This window comes from Leclercia tamurae (assembly GCF_025566055.1).
GTDB classification, from domain to species: Bacteria; Pseudomonadota; Gammaproteobacteria; order Enterobacterales; family Enterobacteriaceae; genus Enterobacter; species Enterobacter tamurae.
The window spans coordinates 359,316-376,620 of record NZ_JAMHKS010000077.1; the positions used below are offsets into that span (position 1 = coordinate 359,316).

The 17,305-nt window shown below is 60.5% G+C and carries 18 protein-coding genes; 8 read left to right on the forward strand and 10 right to left on the reverse strand.

Going from position 1 to position 17,305, the window contains the following annotated elements:
* Positions 1-35 precede the first annotated feature (35 nt).
* Positions 36-1,064, reverse strand: a complete 1,029-nt coding sequence (gene mtnA, locus M8318_RS19705) for an S-methyl-5-thioribose-1-phosphate isomerase (protein WP_262664096.1) — start codon at positions 1,062-1,064, stop codon at positions 36-38.
* 104 nt (positions 1,065-1,168) lie between these two features.
* Here mtnA and mtnK point away from each other — a divergent pair, with 104 nt between their 5' ends.
* Complete coding sequence (gene mtnK, locus M8318_RS19710; RefSeq protein ID WP_262664097.1) at positions 1,169-2,368, forward strand: S-methyl-5-thioribose kinase; 1,200 nt, start codon at positions 1,169-1,171, stop codon at positions 2,366-2,368.
* Between the two features lie 49 nt (positions 2,369-2,417).
* On the opposite strand, the gene M8318_RS19715 is transcribed toward mtnK, so the two are convergent.
* From M8318_RS19715 to M8318_RS19730, 4 genes are all read right to left on the reverse strand, one after another.
* Positions 2,418-3,659, reverse strand: coding sequence for an LVIVD repeat-containing protein (locus tag M8318_RS19715; RefSeq protein ID WP_262664099.1), 1,242 nt, complete (start codon positions 3,657-3,659; stop codon positions 2,418-2,420).
* A gap of 84 nt (positions 3,660-3,743) precedes the next feature.
* Positions 3,744-4,808, reverse strand: coding sequence for a sugar ABC transporter substrate-binding protein (locus M8318_RS19720; RefSeq protein WP_262664100.1), 1,065 nt, complete (start codon positions 4,806-4,808; stop codon positions 3,744-3,746).
* A 19-nt stretch (positions 4,809-4,827) separates the two neighbouring features.
* Positions 4,828-5,823 (reverse strand): ABC transporter permease, encoded by a 996-nt coding sequence (locus M8318_RS19725; protein ID WP_032616998.1) that lies wholly within the window; start codon positions 5,821-5,823, stop codon positions 4,828-4,830.
* The gene (locus M8318_RS19730) at positions 5,820-7,322 is read right to left on the reverse strand and encodes a sugar ABC transporter ATP-binding protein (RefSeq protein ID WP_262664101.1); all 1,503 of its coding nucleotides are present in this window, start codon (positions 7,320-7,322) and stop codon (positions 5,820-5,822) included. Before M8318_RS19730 ends, M8318_RS19725 begins: the two co-directional genes overlap by 4 nt.
* Positions 7,323-7,483: 161 nt before the next feature.
* On the opposite strand from M8318_RS19730, the gene M8318_RS19735 reads away from it, so the two are divergent.
* From M8318_RS19735 to M8318_RS19750, 4 genes are all read left to right on the forward strand, one after another.
* Positions 7,484-8,581, forward strand: coding sequence for an oxidoreductase (locus M8318_RS19735; protein WP_262664103.1), 1,098 nt, complete (start codon positions 7,484-7,486; stop codon positions 8,579-8,581).
* Positions 8,582-8,642: 61 nt separating this feature from the next.
* Positions 8,643-9,386, forward strand: coding sequence for an SDR family NAD(P)-dependent oxidoreductase (locus tag M8318_RS19740; protein WP_262664104.1), 744 nt, complete (start codon positions 8,643-8,645; stop codon positions 9,384-9,386).
* Between the two features lie 190 nt (positions 9,387-9,576).
* Positions 9,577-9,873 (forward strand): type II toxin-antitoxin system RelE family toxin, encoded by a 297-nt coding sequence (locus M8318_RS19745; protein WP_262664105.1) that lies wholly within the window; start codon positions 9,577-9,579, stop codon positions 9,871-9,873.
* Positions 9,854-10,258 (forward strand): helix-turn-helix domain-containing protein, encoded by a 405-nt coding sequence (locus M8318_RS19750; RefSeq protein ID WP_262664106.1) that lies wholly within the window; start codon positions 9,854-9,856, stop codon positions 10,256-10,258. The genes M8318_RS19745 and M8318_RS19750 overlap by 20 nt, the downstream gene beginning before the upstream one ends.
* Here M8318_RS19750 and M8318_RS19755 read toward each other — a convergent pair.
* Both M8318_RS19755 and cstA read right to left on the reverse strand, forming a co-directional pair.
* Positions 10,255-10,452, reverse strand: coding sequence for a YbdD/YjiX family protein (locus tag M8318_RS19755; protein WP_142488620.1), 198 nt, complete (start codon positions 10,450-10,452; stop codon positions 10,255-10,257). The two genes, M8318_RS19750 and M8318_RS19755, sit on opposite strands and share 4 nt — an antisense overlap.
* A gap of 58 nt (positions 10,453-10,510) precedes the next feature.
* On the reverse strand, positions 10,511-12,616 hold the full coding sequence (gene cstA / locus M8318_RS19760; protein ID WP_225759315.1) for a pyruvate/proton symporter CstA: 2,106 nt from the start codon (positions 12,614-12,616) through the stop codon (positions 10,511-10,513).
* A 279-nt stretch (positions 12,617-12,895) separates the two neighbouring features.
* On the opposite strand from cstA, the gene M8318_RS19765 reads away from it, so the two are divergent.
* From M8318_RS19765 to M8318_RS19775, 3 genes are read left to right on the forward strand one after another with little or no spacing between them, the layout of a single operon-like run.
* A complete protein-coding gene (locus tag M8318_RS19765; RefSeq protein ID WP_262664109.1) occupies positions 12,896-13,612 on the forward strand; it encodes a nucleoside recognition domain-containing protein in 717 nt (238 codons plus the stop codon).
* Positions 13,612-14,076: a YjiG family protein gene (locus tag M8318_RS19770; protein WP_106992291.1), complete on the forward strand. Its 465-nt coding sequence runs from the start codon at positions 13,612-13,614 to the stop codon at positions 14,074-14,076. The genes M8318_RS19765 and M8318_RS19770 overlap by 1 nt, the downstream gene beginning before the upstream one ends.
* Before the next feature lie 13 nt (positions 14,077-14,089).
* Positions 14,090-15,202 carry a M20 family metallopeptidase gene (locus M8318_RS19775; protein ID WP_262664110.1) on the forward strand — a complete coding sequence of 371 codons (1,113 nt, stop codon included), beginning with the start codon at positions 14,090-14,092 and terminating at the stop codon, positions 15,200-15,202.
* Between the two features lie 71 nt (positions 15,203-15,273).
* Here the strand turns inward: M8318_RS19775 and entH are convergent, their stop codons facing one another.
* From entH to M8318_RS19790, 3 genes are read right to left on the reverse strand one after another with little or no spacing between them, the layout of a single operon-like run.
* Positions 15,274-15,687, reverse strand: coding sequence for a proofreading thioesterase EntH (gene entH, locus M8318_RS19780; protein WP_262664111.1), 414 nt, complete (start codon positions 15,685-15,687; stop codon positions 15,274-15,276).
* Positions 15,688-16,443 (reverse strand): 2,3-dihydro-2,3-dihydroxybenzoate dehydrogenase EntA, encoded by a 756-nt coding sequence (gene entA, locus M8318_RS19785; RefSeq protein WP_262664112.1) that lies wholly within the window; start codon positions 16,441-16,443, stop codon positions 15,688-15,690.
* Positions 16,443-17,297, reverse strand: coding sequence for an isochorismatase (locus tag M8318_RS19790; RefSeq protein ID WP_262664113.1), 855 nt, complete (start codon positions 17,295-17,297; stop codon positions 16,443-16,445). The genes entA and M8318_RS19790 overlap by 1 nt, the downstream gene beginning before the upstream one ends.
* Between the last annotated feature and the right edge of the window lie 8 nt (positions 17,298-17,305).

The window sequence follows — 17,305 nt, forward strand, 5'->3', positions numbered from 1 at the left end:
AGGCCGGGTAAGGCGAAGCCGCCACCCGGCATCATTCAGACCGCACTCCCCCCAAAAATCCCACGTTGTACATCCTCCGGCAACACCACCCCACTATCCAGCACCCACCCGCTAATCAGCGCCGCAGGCGTGATGTCGAAGGCCGGGTTATAGACGCGCGCGTCTTCTGGTGCCCACTGCACTGCTCCGAAGCTCCCCGCCACACCGGTTACTTCCCGGGCATCGCGCTGCTCAATCGGGATCGCCTCCCCGTTCGGGCACGCTGGATCGAGGGTGGTTTGCGGGGCCGCCACGTAAAACGGAATGCCGTGGAATTTCGCCAGCACCGCCAGAGAATAGGTGCCGATTTTGTTCGCCACGTCGCCGTTGGCGGCAATCCTGTCAGCCCCGACCCACACCGCGTCCACCTGCCCTTTGGCCATCAGGCTGGCGGCCATCGAATCGGTAATAAGCTTGTACGGCACGCCCAGCTCGCCCAGCTCCCAGGCAGTTAATCTGCCGCCCTGCAACAGCGGGCGGGTCTCATCCACCCAGACGTTGCTGACGTTGCCCTGCTGATGTGCGAGAGCAATCACCCCCAGCGCGGTGCCGACCCCCGCCGTCGCCAGCCCGCCGGTGTTGCAGTGGGTCAGCAGGCGGCTGCCCGGCTTCACAAGCTGGCTTCCCGCCTGCGCAATGGCATCACAGAGCCGCTTGTCTTCATCGATCAGGCGCAACGCCTCCGCCACCAGCGCCGGGACAAAATCCTCCTGCCACAACGCCTGCTTCATGCGGTCGAGATTGTTCATCAGATTCACCGCCGTCGGACGCGAAGCGCGCAACGTTTCCAGCGCCGCCGCCAGCTGGTCCCGGCTGTGGCCGTTTTCCGCCAGCAGCGCCAGCAGCAGGCTGGCAGAGAGACCAATCAGCGGCGCACCGCGCACGCGCAGGGCGTGAATGTGCCCCACCAGCGCCTCTACCGTCGAGGCATCCAGCCAGCGTTTCTCCTGCGGAAGCGCCTGTTGATCGAGAATAAATAACTGATTGTCCGCCACCCGCAGGCTGGTCGTCTGTAATCTCTGCATGTCGTTAATTCTCTGTTGCGTTGTTGTAGCACATTGTGTCAGGATAAAATTCAGATGTATAGACGTCTAAATGTCTTTATTACCGAACAGATGAGGAACTGGCAATGTCGCAATACCGTACCTTTACCGCTCAGGACGCCGTGGCTTACGCCCAACAGTTTGGCGGCCTCGAAGACCCCTCGTCACTGGTGGAGGCGCAGGAGGTAGGCGACGGCAACCTCAATCTGGTGTTTAAAATTTTCGACCGCGCAGGCGTGAGCCGCATCGTGGTCAAGCAGGCCCTGCCCTACGTGCGCTGCGTGGGCGAATCCTGGCCGCTGACGCTGGACCGCGCCCGTCTCGAAGCGCAAACCCTGGTAGAACACTACCAGCACAGCCCGCAGCACACGGTGAAAATCCACCACTTCGACCCGGAACTGGCGGTAATGGTGATGGAAGATCTCTCCAGCCATAAGATCTGGCGCGGCGAGCTGATCAACAATGTGTATTACCCGCAGGCCGCCCGCCAGCTGGGTGAATACCTCGCCCATACCCTGTTCCACACCAGCGATTTTTATCTCCATCCGCACGCCAAAAAGGCGCAGGTGGCGCAGTTCATCAACCCGGAGATGTGCGAGATCACCGAGGATCTGTTCTTCAACGATCCGTACCAGATCCACGAGCGTAACAACTACCCGACGGCGCTGGAAAACGACGTCGCCGCCCTGCGCAATGATCATCAGTTGAAGATTGCCGTCGCCTCCCTGAAGCACCGCTTCTTCTCTCAGGCCGAAGCGCTGCTGCACGGCGACATCCACAGCGGCTCGATTTTCGTTGCCGACGGCAGCCTGAAAGCCATTGACGCGGAGTTCGGTTATTTCGGCCCGATCGGGTTTGATGTGGGTACGGCCATCGGCAACCTGCTGCTGAACTTCTGCGGCCTGCCGGGGCATCTCGGCATCCGTGATGCCGCCGCCGGACGTGAGCAGCGCCTGATCGATATCCAGCAGCTGTGGAGCACCTTCGCGGAACGTTTCCAGGCGCTGGCTACGGAGAAATCCCGCGATGCGGCACTGTGCGTGCCGGGCTATGCCAGCGAGTTTCTGAAAAAGGTATGGCATGACGCGATTGGCTTCTGCGGCACAGAACTGATCCGCCGCAGCGTGGGTTTATCCCACGTAGCGGATATCGACACCATTCGCGATGACGAGATGCGCCATGAATGCCTGCGCCACGCCATCACTCTCGGTAGAGCGTTGATTGTAATTGCCGACCGAATCGACAGCCTGGATGAGCTGGTGGCGCGGGTGCGTCAGTATAGTTGAGTGCGGCCTGTTTGCCGGGTGGCGGCGTCGCCTTACCCGGCCTACATCACTACCCCAGATACTCAATCACTGACAACCCACCGTTATAATCCGTGCTGTAGATAATCCCCTCGGCATCGACAAATACATCACAGGACTGGATCACCTGCGGACGCCCTGGCCGGGTATCCATCATCTTCTCCGGTGCGGCAGGCACCAGCGCCCCGGTCTCCACCGGACGATACGGGTCCGAAATGTCGTATGCACGCACGCCCGCATTCTGGTACGTGGCAAAAATCAGCGTTGAGCTGACAAAGCTCCCGGGGCGGTTTTCGTGCAGGTTGTGCGGCCCAAAGTGCGCCCCTTTTGCCACGTAATCCCGCTCTTTTGGTTGCGGGAAGGTGGCGATACTCACCGGGTTCGACGGCTCGCGAATATCAAACAGCCAGATCAGCTTCTCGCCGTCTTCCTGGTTGTCGAGCACCGCCTCGTCCAGCACCACCAAAAGGTCACGATCCGGCAGCGGCAGCGCGGTATGGGTGCCGCCGCCAAACGGCGGGCTCCAGTTGCGATGGCTGATGAGTTTCGGCTGGCTGCGATCCTTCACATCCAGCAGCGTCAGGCCGCCGTCGCGCCAGCTGCCATAGGCGGTATCCCCGGCGATAATGGCGTGATGCAGGGCATAGCGCTTGCCCTCCGGCCAGTCCGGTTTTTCACCTGCCGCCTGGTTCATTCCCGGCAGCCACCAGCGCCCGGCAACTTCCGGCTTGCGCGGATCTGTCAGATCGATGGTCAGGAAGATGTAATCGGTGAAGCCGTCGATCAGCGCTGAGACATAGGCCCAGCGCCCGCCCACATACCAGATGCGGTGAATACCGATACCACTCAGCGAGAGAAAACCGATCTCCCGCGGCTTATCGGGGGTGGAGATATCAAACACGCGCAGCCCGGCGCTCCAGCCTTTGTCCTGCACGTCGCTGACCGTCTCCCCCACCTGGCGGGTGTAGTAGACCTTTTCGTCAGCAAAGCGGGCATCGGCAAACAGATCCCGGGCGTTGATCACCAGTAGCAGATCGTCATGCGCCTGGAGATGCACGTTCCAGGTACCGGGCGGCGCGGGGACATAGCCTGCGGCCTTCGGGTTCTTCGGGTCGCGCACGTCGACGATCGAGAAGCCCTGCGACACCATATGGCCGATGTAGGCAAAGCCGCGATGGACCATCAGCTGCACGCCGTCCGGGCGACCGCCCTGATCGCTGTGGCCGATTAAGCGCATATTGCGGCTGTATTCGGGGGTGGGTAATGCAGACATGCAACCTCCTGATGCCCGGTGGCGCTGCGCTTACCGGGCCTACGGACTGTAGGCCGGGTAAGGCGCAGCCGCCACCCGGCAATGTTATTTTGCCTTAGCTTCCAGCGTCGCGAACCACGGGGCGATAAAGTCTTCGGTCTGACCCCAGCCCGGGATGATTTTACCCAGCGACGCCACGTTCACTGCGCCCGGCTGGGCCGACAGCAGCGCCTGTGGAATAGCCGCCGCTTTAAAGTCATAGGTCGCTGGCGTCGCTTCCCCGGCAATCTTATTGGCAATCAGACGCACGTTGGTCGCGCCAATCAGCTTCGGATCCACCGCCACGCTCACCACCCACGGGCTGCCCGCCTCGCGCATAAGCTGCAGATCCTGGTTGGAGATGTCGATGCTGTAGAGTTTGATCTCGGTACGGCCGTTCTCTTTCAACGCTTTATAAGCACCCTGGCTGAAGGCATCCCAGGTGCCCCAGATGGCGTCGATCTTGCCTTTCGGGTATTTCGCCAGCACCGCGCCCACTTTATTGGCGGTGTCACCCTGCACGTCAGACGACACCGCGCCGATGGACTCCAGCTCTTTGATGCCCGGGTTCTGCTTCAGCAGCGCCTGATAGGCGGTCTGACGACGCTCCATCGGCGGGAAACCGGCCACCCACAGTTTGATGATGTTGGCCTTGCCGTTGAAATCTTTCACCAGCTGGCCGAAGGAGAGGTTGGTCAGGGAGGCATCATCCTGCTGGGTGACGGTCACGCCCGGGATCTCTCCATTCACTGCAGTATCGAACACCGCCACTTTGATCCCGGCATCGACGGCTTTTTTCACCAGCGCGGTGGAGTACGGATCGCGCCCCTGGGAGAGGATAATCCCGTCATATTTCTGGGTGATCGCCTGGTTAACGAAGTCCTGGAATTTGGCGTCATCGCCGTTGCTTAAAAAGGTGCTGACCTTAAAGCCGAGCTTCTTCCCTTCCTGGATCGCCCCGGCCACAAACTGGGTGGTGTTGTCGTCAGAACCGAGGTTACGGATCACCGCGATGCGGATCTGCCCGTCGTGGTTGGCGATGGCTGCCGGCACTGGCGCAGGGGTCGCCGCATAGCCCGGCAGTGAACTCAGTAATCCCAGGGTCAGCAAAGAGAGTGCAATTTTTTTCATTTTTATTCCCGTCGTGTTGTTAACGTTTTTGTACGTAGGTGATGGCCAGCGCAATCGCCAGCACCAGCCCTTTTATAATGTCCATGGCGTAATAGGGCACCGAGAGCATCACCAGCCCGTTGGAGAGCACCCCGAGGATCACCGCCCCCACCAGGGTGCCCAGCGCGTTTGGTTTGCCGGAACCGGCCAGCGAGAAGCCGATCCACGCCGCCGCCACCGCATCCATCAGATAGCCGCCGCCCGCATTCACCTGCGAGGAACCGATGCGTGAGGCCAGCAGAATGCCGCCGAGGCCCGCCAGCAGCGAGGCAATCACGTAGGCCGCCACCTTGTAGCGGGTGGTGCGAATGCCGGACAGGCGCGCCGCTTCCGGGTTACCGCCAATGGCGTACATGCGGCGTCCGTGAGTGGTCAACGACAGCCCCAGCTGCGCCAGCAAGGTCACCGCCAGCATGATAATGACGATGGTCGGCACCTGCCCCAGTGCGCCAAACGCCGCCGGGATAGTCCCTTCCGCCATGTCACCGCTCGGCAGGACCATGTTTTCGGTAATCGACCCGCCGTAGCTGTAAGTCATCGCCACGCCCTGGATCACAAACAGGCTGGCCAGCGTCGCGAGCATGTCGGGGATGCGCAGGATGACGATCAAAAAGGCGTTAAACAGCCCCACCAGGGTGCAGAGCGCGAGCGTAATCAGAATCGACTCGGTGGTGCCGAAGCCGTGCCAGACAAACAGCGAGATCACCAGCGCATTCGCCAGCGAGGCGGTGGAACCCACGGAAAGGTCAAACCCGCCAATGGTCAGCGAGATGGAGACGCCGATGGCAATCACCGTCACGATGGCGATGGAACGCAGAATGTTGATGATGTTGTTCGGATCGAGGAAGTTCTCTGACGCCACGCCGAAAATGGCCACCAGCGCGACCACCGTCAGCAACATGCCCCATTTGTAGAGAAAATCGAAAATTTGCTGACGGCCAGACGCCGCTGCAGTCACTGAAAGGGCCTTGCTCACGACGCCGTTCCTCCGGTTGAATAATAAAGTAATGTCTCTTCGCGGGCGGTTGCCCCCTCGAGTTCCGCCACGATGCGCCCGTCCCACAGCACGCAGATGCGGTCGCACAGGCCCACCAGCTCGGCGAATTCCCCTGAGGCATAAATCACCCCTTTGCCTTCCCGCGCCAGGCCGTCAATCAGCTGGAACAGATCGGTTTTGGCCTTCACGTCCACCCCTTTAGTGGGCTCGTCGAAGATCAGCACCTGGGCGTTGCCGCGCAGCCATTTGCCGATCGCCACCTTCTGCTGGTTGCCGCCCGACAGACGGCGCAGCACCTGCCCCGGTCCGCGGGTGCGCACGCCCACCCGGGCGATCACCTCTTCCGCCCAGCGCCAGGCCTGGCGATGACCAAACAGGCTCCAGCGCGAAAAGCTGTTATCCGCTGACACCGCCAGGTTCATGCTCACCGGCTCATCGATAAAAATACCCTCTTTGCGCCGCTCTTCGGGCACCAGCGCCAGCCCGCGCAGCACGGAGTCCGCCGGGTCGCGCGGTTTCCACGGCTTTTGATTCAGCTCGCCCCTGGTCACCTGGCTTTTGCTGGCGCCAAACAGCGCCTTGCAGAGCTCGGTTTTCCCAGCGCCCGCCAGTCCGGCAATGCCGAGAATTTCACCCTTGCGCAGGTGCAGGGAGATATCCTTCAGCAGCCCTTCGTCATGTAATCCTTCCACGCGCAGCAGCGTTTCGGCGCTGTGTGGGGGACGCGCAGGCGGATAGATATCGCTCAGTTCATGACCCAGCATCTTCTCGACAATCGCCTCGCCGCTGAGATCCGCCATCGGGCCGGACTCAATCAGCTTCCCGTCGCGCAGCACCGTTAAGGTGTCGCAGATCGCCTTCAGCTCGTGAATGCGGTGAGAGATAAACACCACCCCGAGCCCCTGCTGCTGCAAGCGTCGCACCACGGCGAACAGCCGCTCGCTCTCGTGGGCGTCCAGCGGGGCGGTGGGTTCATCCAGAATTAAAAAGCGGCAGTGATGGGACAGCGCCCGGGCCAGCAAAATTTGCTGCTTTTCCGCCAGCGAGCAGCCGTCGATGGATTGCCGCACGTCGAGGGTGACATCAAGCTGCACCAGCGCCTGTCGGGCCTGCTCGCGCAGTTTCCCCCAGTGGAAGCGGTGTCCCGGCTGCGCCAGATGATCGAGCATGATGTTTTCCGCAATGCTCAGGCCGGGGATCAGCGCCACGTCCACCTCCTGCTGCACCAGATGGATGCCCAGCTGTTTGGCATCCACCGGCTCGCGAATGGTGACGAGCTGGTTATTGATGCTGATTTCGCCTTCATAGCGCGCGTGCGTACCGCACAGGACCGCCATCAGGGTGGATTTCCCTGCGCCGTTCGCGCCCGTGAGCGCGTGAACCGATCCGCCCGTCAGGGTGAAATCGACGCGCGACAACGCCTGAAAGCCAGAAAAAGCCAGGCTGATGCCGCGCATCTCGAGGCGACTGGTGGACATTCTCGGTGCTCTCCTGTCATTAATCTTTTGATTTATGGAATTTTTCACAGCCGGGTCTGGCTGGCAACGACGGAAAAAGCATAAGATAAAGCAAAATAGTATTAGCCATCTGGATGTCTAGCCATAACATCGGGTTAGCGCTTCATAAAAAGGACACCATCATGAGCAACACCGATATCCGCGTCGTTCCCGGCCCGGCCAACTACTACTCTCACCGCGGAGCCCTTGCCCGCCTGGACGCCTTTTTCACCCCGGAACAGCTCTCCCGGGCGGTATGGATATACGGTGAACGCGCCCTTGCCGGGGCGAAACCCTTCCTGCCGGAGAGCTTCCATACCGAGGGAGCCAGACATCTGCTGTTTAAAGGCCACTGCAGCGAGCACGATGTGAATCAGCTGGTGCAGGAGGCGGGCGATAACCGCAGCGTGGTGATTGGCCTCGGCGGCGGTGCGCTGCTGGATACCGCCAAAGCGGTGGCCCGTCGTCTGGGCCTGCCGGTGGTTGCTATCCCGACCATCGCCGCCACCTGTGCCGCCTGGACCCCGCTGTCGGTGTGGTACAACGATGCCGGGCAGGCGCTGCACTTCGAGATTTTTGACGACGCCAACTACCTGGTGCTGGTCGAGCCGGAGATTATCCTCAATGCTCCTGCGGAGTACCTGCTGGCGGGGATCGGCGATACCCTGGCGAAATGGTATGAAGCGGTAGTGCTGGCCCCGCAGCCTGAACAGCTGCCGCTGACGGTCAGACTCGGGATCAACGGCGCGCTGGCGATCCGCGACGTACTGCTGGAACAGAGCGAGCAGGCGCTGGCGGACCAGACGCGCCGCGAGGTCACCCGGGAGTTTCATGACGTGGTGGACGCCATCATCGCCGGTGGCGGCATGGTGGGCGGGCTGGGAGAACGCTACACCCGCGTGGCGGCGGCGCATGCGGTGCATAACGGCCTGACGGTGCTGCCGCAGACCGCGCAGTTCCTCCACGGCACCAAAGTGGCGTACGGCATTCTGGTCCAGAGCGCCCTGCTTGGTCAGGACGATGTTCTGCGCGAGCTGGTGGCGGCGTATCAGCGCTTTAACCTGCCGACCACCCTGCGCTCGCTGGAGGTGGACATCCACAACCGCGACGAGCTGGATCGGGTGATCGCCCATACCCTGCGCCCGGTGGAGTCGATCCATGCCCTGCCGATTGCCCTGACGCCAGCGATCCTGCGCGCCGCGTTTGAGAAAGTGGAAAACCTCAGCCACCCGGCGCATTGACGCCGGACACGCGCCTTCTATACCTAATGAGGGTTCTCATCACTCTTGAGTTGAGGTCATCATGCAGATCGATTTAACAGGTAAGAAGGCGCTGGTTACTGGGGCCAGCCGGGGTTTAGGTCGCGCCATTGCGCTCTCGCTGGCCCGGGCGGGTGCCGATGTGGTTATCACCTACGAGAAATCGGCCGATAAAGCCCAGGCCGTTGCCGATGAAATTACGGCGTTGGGGCGGCACAGCGAGGCGATTCAGGCCGATAGCGCCAGCGCAGAGGCCATTCAGGATGCCGTCACCCATGCGGCGCGCACCCTGGGCGGACTGGATATTCTGGTCAACAACGCCGGGATTGCGCGCGGCGGCCCGCTGGAGTCCATGACCCTGGCGGATATTGACGCCCTGATTAACGTCAATATTCGCGGGGTGGTGATCGCCATCCAGGCCGCACTGGGGCATATGTCCGACGGCGGACGCATTATTAACATCGGCAGCTGTCTGGCCAACCGCGTCGCCCAGCCGGGTATCGCGGTCTATTCGATGACCAAATCGGCGCTCAACTCCCTGACCCGCGGCCTGGCGCGTGACCTCGGCCCGCGCGGCATTACCGTCAATCTGGTCCACCCCGGGCCTACCAACAGTGATATGAACCCTGAAGATGGTGAGCAGGCCCCATCCCAGCGTCAGCTCATTGCCACCGGGCATTACGGTCAGCCGGAAGATATCGCCGCCGCGGTCACCTTCCTCGCCAGCCCTGCCGCCGGGCAGATTTCCGGCACCGGGCTGGACGTGGATGGCGGCCTGAACGCCTGACGCCTGCTCGCAAAGGTTATGCACGCCTCTGTCGCCCGGCAGAGGTATTTTCGACCCGCCTCGATAATCCACTTTTTGCCGGTTTCTCCGCGCCAGCCCCCGACCTACAGTAGCCCATAAGACATTCGGAATTTATCTAATAGTCTTATTATTTCCTTATATTTTGTGTGGGCGTACAGTGGAGGTACGGATGAAGATTGTGTGGTCAAAAACTGCAGAGAAGCAGTTGGCTAAAATTGATCCCCGATATCGAAAACGAATTGAATCCAGACTGGCAGGGTTGGATGACAACGCCGCTCCGGTAGCGGATATCAAAAAATTATCCTCGCCCCAGCATCACTATCGATTGCGACTGGGTGATTACAGAGTCATCTACACCTTAGCGAATCAGTTCAGTGATGCCTGTTACGTTGTTTCAGTAAAGCGTCGGACAACCACTACTTATCTACATGAGGAGCATACGGAATATGGCTGTTCAGATAATTAAGGATGAAGAAGGAAAGGCGCAATATGCCGTCATTCCGTACAGCGAATATTTCCACATGCGCTTAGCCATGCTGGAGTACGATGACGAGGATGAAAACGAGTGGGAGGATATCCCCTACGAATCAGATATTTATGACAATGTCGGTTTACCGGGGGAAGTTTGCAACCTGATGCACAGCGAAAACGTCAGCCTGCAGGCCGCCTGGCGCATCCTGCGCGGGTTATCGCAACAGGAAGTTGCCGACAAACTGGGCATCAGCCAGTCTGCCGTGTCACAGCTGGAAGCCGTCGACTCCCGTCCGCAAAAACGCACCCGTGAAAAACTGGCGGCTATTTACGGCTGTAAACAAGAGCAGATCAGCCTGTACCTGCCGAAAGAGGGTTAACAGCACTTCGCTCCGCCTTTGGCGCCGTAGCGGGCGTCCTGACGATCGCGGAAGAATTCTTCGTAGGTCATCGGGGTCTGGTCGGGATGGTTGACGCGCATATGCTCAACGTAGTTGTCGTAATCCGGCACGCCGATCATCATTTTTGCGGCCTGGCCTAAGTACTTGCCTGCTTTGGATAGGGTATCGAACATAGCTTCATCTCACTGGAAATACAGGCCGGGTAAGCGCAAGCGCCACCCGGCATTGTCTTTAATGGGCACTTTTCGCCTGGGTCACAATCTCTTCATAGTTGGCAGGCATCGGCTCATAGGGTGTCTCTTTCGCCGTTGGCTTGTCCTGCTTCAGGGCGGCCAGCGCGGTCTTCAGAGAATACAGCGCCAGCACCACAACCACCACCATAAAGAAGATGGTCAGCCCGGCATCCAGACGGTTGTTAAACACCAGCTGGGACAGCTGCGACTCGGTGTACTGCGCCGGGATCTTGCCGCTGTCGATCATCCCCTGGAACTTATTGGCGATAGCGAGGAAGCCGACTTTCGCATCCGGGCTAAACGCTTTCTGCCAGCCCGCGGTCAGGGTACAGATCAGCAGCCAGGCCGTCGGCACCAGAGCCACCCAGGCATAACGCTGACGTTTCATCTTGAACAGCACCACCGCGCAGAGCATCAGCGCCATACCGGCCAGCATCTGGTTAGCGATACCGAACAGCGGCCACAGGGTGTTGATGCCGCCCAGCGGATCGACCACCCCCTGATGCAGGAAGTAACCCCACGCCAGCACGCAGAGGGCCGTCGCCAGCAGGTTGGCCGGCAGCGATTCGGTGCGTTTCAGCCCCGGAGAGATGACCCCCAGCAGATCCTGCAGCATAAAGCGTGCCGCACGGGTTCCCGCATCCACCGCCGTCAGGATAAACAGCGCTTCGAACAGGATCGCAAAGTGATACCAGAACGACACATCCATCAGGCCGCCCAGCGCGCCGTGCAGAATGTAGGCCATCCCCACCGCCAGGGTCGGCGCCCCGCCCGCACGGGAGATAATCGACTGCTCACCCACCTCATTGGCGATATGGGTCAGGGTTTCCGGGGTAATAGCAAAGCCCCAGCCGCTCACCACCTGGGCCGCAGAGGCCACCACGTCCGCCGTACCGGCCGGAGCCAGCACTGCAATCGGGCTGTTCATCGCAAAGTAGACGCCCGGATCGATAATGCAGGCCGAGACCAGCGCCATAATGGCGACGAAGGACTCCATCAGCATGCCGCCGTAGCCGATAAAGCAGGCCTGGCTTTCATTGGCCAGCATCTTCGGCGTGGTGCCGGAGGCGATCAGGGCATGGAAGCCAGAGACCGCGCCACAGGCGATGGTAATAAACAGGAACGGGAACATGTTGCCGGACCAGACCGGGCCGGTGCCGTCAATAAACTTGGTCACCGCAGGCATGGTCAGGGTCGGACGCATAATCAGAATGCCGATCGCCAGGCCGACAATGGTGCCGATTTTCAGGAAGGTGGAGAGGTAATCGCGCGGAGCCAGCAGCAGCCACACCGGCAGCACCGCCGCCACAAAGCCGTAGCCCACCAGCATCCAGGTCAGCTGCACGCCGGTATAGTCAAAGTACGGGGCCCAGGTTGGGCTCTCGGCCACCCAGCCGCCGGAGATAATGGCGAAAATCAGGAAGAACAGGCCAATCACCGACACTTCGCCAATGCGCCCCGGGCGCAGATAGCGAATGTAGATCCCCATGAAGATCGCCAGTGGAATGGTAAAGGCGACGGTGTAAGTCCCCCACGGGCTGTGGGTCAGGGCTTTCACCACGATCATCGCCAGTACGGCGAGGATAATCACCATGATCATAAAGCAGGCCACTAGGGCAATCACCCCGGCGGTAGGGCCCATCTCCTCTTTCACCAGCTCGCCGAGCGAGCGCCCGTCGCGGCGGGTGGAGACGAACAGCACCATAAAGTCCTGCACCGCCCCGGCCAGCACCACCCCGGCGAGGATCCAGATCATCCCCGGGAGATAGCCCATCTGCGCGGCAAGCACCGGCCCGACCAGCGGCCCGGCTCCGGCGATAGCGGCAAAGTGGTGACCAAACAGAACCTTTTTGTCGGTCGGGACGTAGTCCAGACCGTCGTTATGCCGCACCGCAGGCGTCATGCGCGTCGGATCGACAGAGAGCACGTTACGGGCGATAAACTTACCGTAAAAACGGTAGGCAATCAGATAGATACAGACCGCTGCGACGACTATCCACAGCGCATTGATCTGTTCACCGCGGTTGAGGGCGATATAGCCCAGCGCAAAGGCCCCCACCACCGAGAGCCCTGCCCAGATGAGGTATTTCCCTGAGTTGTTCATGATATGGTTTCCATCATCGCAGAAGTGAGATGTTACATTTTGTATCTATAACACTCGCTTAAGATTTAACAACTCAACTACACGTAAAAACAGACATCCAACCAGTCATTTACATAACATTGTTAAGCCGATCACTTTCACCCCGCTCCCGGCTTATCCAGCTCACAATTCAAACAATTTTTCTCTTAACTGAAATTACAGGATGATTTACATCAGTTTTTTTCTGCTTTTTCTCACCAGAATAGCCTTGCAGGACACTACGTTAACAAGGAAATGGATATGAAAAGTTTACCCCCTGAGGAGTACAAGGTTGGTCCCGGCGCGTATTTCGCTCTGGCGTTTGCGGCAGTATTTTTCTCCGGCCTGTTAGGCGGAAAAGAGTGGTATGGCGTGTTCGATTTCACCACCCTGAACGGTGCATTCGGCAAAGTGGTCAGTAAAGCGAGTCTGCAGGATGGCACCTTAACCACCGCCACCAGTGCCTTTCGCGGCACCGGCGGCAGCGGCGCGATGGACGGTTTTCTGTTTGCTCTGGGTCTTATTCCAGCGGTGATGTTTGCCCTCGGCATGATCAACGTGCTGGAGCATTATGGCGCGCTGCGGGCCGCACGCAAGCTGCTGACGCCGCTGCTGCGCCCGCTGCTGGGCATTCCCGGCACTACCGGGCTGGCGTTGATCGGCAGTCTGCAAAGTACCGATGTGGGGGCGTCGCTCACCCGCAACCTCGCGGATGAAGGGCAGATCAGCGAGAACGAAAAAGATGTCTTCGCCATGTTCCAGTTCTCGGCGGGCGCGATGATCACCAACTTCTTCTCCTCCGGCGCGATCCTCTTCACCCTGGTGGCTATCGACGGCACGGCGGCGGTGCCAACCTCCATCGGGGCCTGTATTGCGGTGATGTTTATCATGAAAATCGTCGGCGCCAATATGATGCGCCTGATTGTCAGATTCCAGACTAAAGCCCCCGTCACTACCCCGGCAGAAGGAGAAGCCTGATGAGCGCCCCGAACACCAATCCTGTTATCACCGACGTCTTTGTTGAAGGCGCCCGCAAAGGCTGGGGTATCGCCACCAGCAGCACCCTGCCGAACGTGGTGATGGCCTTTATCATCATTAAAGCGCTGGAGATCACCGGCGCATTAAAAGGACTGGGGATGCTATTCGCCCCGCTGATGGGTCTGTTTGGCCTGCCGGGGGAAGCCGCCGCGGTGCTGATCGGCGGCTGGATGTCGATGGGCGGCGGCATTGGCGTCGCTATCGGCCTGTTTGATAAGGGCATTCTCACCGGCGAACATCTGGCGATCCTCGCCCCGGCCATCTACCTGATGGGCTCCCAGGTGCAGTACCTCGGGCGCATCCTCGGGGTGATTGGCACCCGCGCCACCCGCATTCCGCTGATGATCGCCATCTCGGTGATTAACGCCTTCTTAGCCATGCTGCTGATGCGCATTATTCTCTGAAAAAGGACGTCTCATGAATCTTGAACACTATATTGAAGAGCTGAAAACCCTGGTCAACGTTGACTGCGGAACCAAAACCCTCGACGGCGTGGCGACGGTAGCGGGCATTATGCAGCGCCTGTGGCAGGCTGAAGGCTGGCACACCGAACAGGTTGACCTGGGCGATCGGGTGGGCCCCGGCGTGTTTGTCACCAACAAACCGCAGGCGCAACAATTCGACGTGCTGCTGGTCGGCCATCTCGACACGGTATTTGCTCCGGGCACGGTGGCAGCGCGCCCGTTAAGTCAGGATGACACCCGGCTGTACGGTCCTGGCGTCTCGGACATGAAGAGCGGCCTGCTCAATATTCTGTGGGCGATGCGCGGGCTGGACGTGGCCGATAAGCAGCGGCTGTCGATTGCGGTGTCGATGAACCCGGACGAGGAGACCGGCTCGGTGTACTCGCACCACTGGATCGGCGAGCTGGCAACACGTTCCCGCTGCGTGCTGGTGTGCGAAGCTGCCCGTGCCGACGGGTCACTGGTGAAAGCGCGTAAAGGAATGGCGGGCTATCAGCTACACTTCAGCGGCGTGGCGGCCCATGCCGGTAACGACCCGGAAAAAGGCCGTTCGGCGATCGTGGCGCTGGCCCACAGCATTCTGGCGATTAACAACTTAACCGACCTGGCACGCGGCACCACGCTGAACGCTGGGGTGATACAAGGCGGCAGCGCGGGCAACGTGGTGGCCGACAGTGCAGATGCCGAGCTGGACGTGCGCTTCTGGGAGAACGATGAATACGATCGGGTGCATCAGGCGCTGGAGGCGTTATGCGCGAAAGGTTTTCTCGACGGGGTCACCACCACCCTCACCCGCGTGAACCATAAACCGGCGATGGCCGCCAGCGAAGCGACACAGGCGTTGATGGCGCAGGTTGAGAAAGCCGGACGCGAAGAAGGGGTCGCCATCACATGGCAGGCGGTCGGCGGCGGCAGCGATGCGAACCATACCGCGGCGCTCGGTATTCCGACCCTCGACGGTTTTGGCCCGATCGGGGCCGGTTTCCACAGCCCGGCAGAGTGGCTGGATAAGGCCTCGATTGAGCCACGTATCCGGTTGTTGAAGCGGATTGTTTCCATGTTGTAACCGCCATGCGCGAAACGCCCGGTGGCGGCTTCGCCTTACCGGGCCTACAACACCCGGCAACAGCGCACAACCTATCCCAATACCATGGTACTTAACCGGCAGGTACAGCATCGCCGTCCCTGCTCGTCATACACCACAATCTCCCAGCTCTGGCTGGTGCGTCCGAGGTGCAGCGGCTGACACACCCCGCGCACCATGCCCTGCGACACCGCCCGGTGATGAGTGGCGTTCAGCTCGGTCCCCACCACACTCTGTCCGTCGCGGGTCATCAGAAAACCGGCCATCGACCCCAGGGTCTCCGCCAGCGCCGCCGACGCGCCGCCGTGCAGCAGACCAAACGGTTGATGGGTGCGGGTATCCACCGGCATCTCGGCTTCCAGCGTATCGTCGCCGATGCGGGTATAGAGGATCCCCAGATGCGCCACCAGGGTGTTCAGGCTGGTGGCGTTCAGCGCCTCCAGGGATAAATGTCGTTTCCAGATCATCTAGGCCCCCAGGGTGGAGCCGCCATCCACCACAATATCCTGCAGGGTGATGTGGCTGGCGAGATCGGAGGCGAGGAACAGCACGGTACTGGCAATCTCCTGCGGACGGGCGATTTTGCCCAGCGGAATGCCGAGCTTAAACTGCTCGCCAAAGCCGCGAATGCGCTGCTGTTCTGCGTCGTCGCTCACCCACAGGGTGCGCTGCATGTCGGTATCGGTAGAGCCCGGCGACACCAGATTACAGCGCACGCCGCTGCCCGCCAGCTCCAGGCCGACGGTCAGGGCCAGGCTTTTCAGCGCCGCTTTCGAGGCCCCATAAGCGCTCATACCGATGCGCGGAGTGTGCGCCGCGTCGGAGGCGACGGTGACAATCGCCCCGCCCTGCTGACGACGGAACTGGCCCATCGTCTGCTGGAACAGATTGAACGCCCCGCCGACGTTGACCGCAAAGGTCTGCTGCCAGTCCTCCTGCGAGAGCTGGTCAGTCGCCCCCATCCGCAGGATCCCGGCGGCATTCACCAGCACGTCCAGACGTTCAACCGTCGCCAGTAAACGTCCGCAAACATTGTTCACCTGAACAGCATCCGCCACGTTCAGCACTTCGGTGGCAAAGGGATAATTTGCCTGCGGGAAGGCAACGTCAAAGCCCGTCACCTGCGCGCCCGCCTCAGCGAACGCCAGCGCGGTGGCGTAACCGATGCCTTTCCCGGCTCCGGTCACCCAGACGGTTTTCCCGGTGAAATCGAACGTAGCCATTACTTCACCTCGCGGGAGAGCAGCGCCCACCATGCATCGAGGGTCGGGTTTTTCGCCAGCATCACGAAGTCGATATCGCCATGCACTTTGCGCCAGCGCGCCGCCAGGGCCATCATCCGCACCGAATCCAGACCGTAGTCGATCAGGTTTTCGTCATCCAGCGGCTCGTCGGACTCATCCAGCAAAGGCAGGATCAGCTCGCGCAGCGCCGCTTTCGAGACCGGAATGGACGGCAGCAGTTCGTCAGTGGTCACCACGCGCCCGGACCGACCGGCCACATAGTTGAGCGACATCAGATGCTCGTCACGGGTGAAATCCGCCAGCGCATCGGCGACGAAGAACGGCTGAATATCGCGCATAAAGGCGTCGGTGGCGGTGGTCATGCAGCCGATGTGAGCGTACACGCCGGTGATAATCAGCTGGTCGCGGCCGCTCTCTTTCAGCATCTGCTCCAGCGGCGAGCGGTGGAAGGCGCTGTAGCGCCACTTCACCAGCACGGTGTCGGCTTCATCCGGAGTGAGCTCCGCAACAATGCGCTGCTGCTCCGGGGAGCGGGTCAGGCCCGGCCCCCACATGTCATTCAGCAGGGCGCGGTCTTCATCGCTCTGCTCTTTCGGCTGGGCGGTATAGTAGACCGGGATATTGTGCTGTTTGCAGTAGTCGCGCAGGCGGGCGATGTTCGCCACCACCTGAGCCATCATCGGGCAGTTATCACCCCAGAAATTGAGGAAATACTCCTGCATATCGTGGATCAGCAGCGCGGCGCGCGCGGGCTCCATCGTCCAGTTCACTTTGTTGGTCGGCAGATCTGCCGCGCCTGGCAGCGCGTAACCGGTTAATTTTGGAATTGCCATCTTCTGCT